Genomic DNA, 1,384 nt, shown 5'->3' with positions numbered 1-1,384 from the left:
CTCGCGGGGTGCTTTTCACCTTTCCTTCACAGTACTGGTTCGCTATCGGTCTCACAATGTATTCAGCCTTGCCGGATGGTCCCGGCAGATTCACGCAGAATTTCTCGTGCTCCGCGCTACTCAGGATACCACTACACCGCCTTCGGGTTCGCGTAAGGGGCTTTCACCCGCTATGGCCGGACTTTCCAGTCCGTTCCGCTCCCTTCCGGCGTATGACACCGTGGTCCTACTACACCGCACGCGCATTGCTACGCACGCGGTTTGGGCTCCTCCCCGTTCGCTCGCCGCTACTTGGGGAATCATTGTTTATTTTCTCTTCCTCCGGGTACTAAGATGTTTCAGTTCCCCGGGTTCGCCCCGCAGACACTAGGCCCGCGGTAGACGGCCTTCAGCCGCCTGGGTTGTCCCATTCGGAGATCTCCGGCTCATGGATCATTTGCATCTCGCCGGAGCTTTTCGCAGCTTATCACGTCCTTCTTCGCCATTGTGAGCCAAGGCATCCGCCATGCGCCCTTTTCTTCTTTCCTCGTGTCCCCCGCCGTGCCCTGAGGCAGGCGGGGGATATAAATAGTTCATACTTCTGGCTGCACGCGCCTGCTGTTTCACGCCCTTGCGGGCATTCACCAGAGGCTGCGGCAGTCCTGATTGTGTATCAATATGTCAAAGATCGTTTCCCGCCATTGTGCGGGGTTGTGGAGAATAACGGATTCGAACCGTTGACCCCCTGCTTGCAAAGCAGGTGCTCTAGCCAGCTGAGCTAATCCCCCATGGACACCTTCGTGTCTCCGAGGTCATTTCCTTCGAAGTAGTCCCAGGCAGACTTGAACTGCCGACCTCCACATTATCAGTGTGGCGCTCTGACCAACTGAGCTATAGGACTCTGTCGGCCGCCGGTATTCCCTTGTGACCCGGGGCTCTTCCGCCCGGCTTCCTTCCTTCTCTCGAAATATCTTAAAAAACAGACAGACATGTGTACAAGCGCGCTTCCGATTTCAGAACCGCCCTTCGAAAGGGCACCGCTCCAGAAAGGAGGTGTTCCAGCCGCACCTTCCGGTACGGCTACCTTGTTACGACTTAGCCCCAATTACCGATTTTGCCCTAGGCCGATCCTTGCGGTCACGGACTTCAGGCACTCCCGGCTTTCATGGCTTGACGGGCGGTGTGTACAAGGCCCGGGAACGTATTCACCGCGTCATGGCTGATGCGCGATTACTAGCGAATCCAGCTTCGTGGGGTCGGGTTGCAGACCCCAGTCCGTACTGGGGCCGGCTTTGGCGCTTCGGCGGACCTTGCGGGACGCCTTCGCTCTGTACCGGCCATTGTAACACGTGTGTAGCCCCGGACGTAAGGGCCGTGCTGATTTGACGTCATCCCCACCTTCCTC

Annotated in this window: 2 tRNA genes and 2 rRNA genes; all 4 read right to left on the bottom strand. The window is 57.7% G+C overall.

Annotated elements, in window-relative coordinates:
* A 23S ribosomal RNA gene (locus NG821_RS12530) occupies positions 1-527 on the bottom strand; the annotation flags it as partial.
* 166 nt (positions 528-693) lie between these two features.
* Positions 694-767 (bottom strand) — tRNA-Ala (locus tag NG821_RS12525).
* Positions 768-806: 39 nt separating this feature from the next.
* A tRNA-Ile gene (locus tag NG821_RS12520) sits at positions 807-880 on the bottom strand.
* Between the two features lie 145 nt (positions 881-1,025).
* Positions 1,026-1,384, bottom strand: a 16S ribosomal RNA gene (locus tag NG821_RS12515); the annotation flags it as partial.

It is taken from the genome of Segatella cerevisiae (assembly GCF_024054555.1).
GTDB lineage: Bacteria > Bacteroidota > Bacteroidia > Bacteroidales > Bacteroidaceae > Prevotella > Prevotella cerevisiae.
This window is presented reverse-complemented; position numbering and strand designations above follow the sequence as displayed.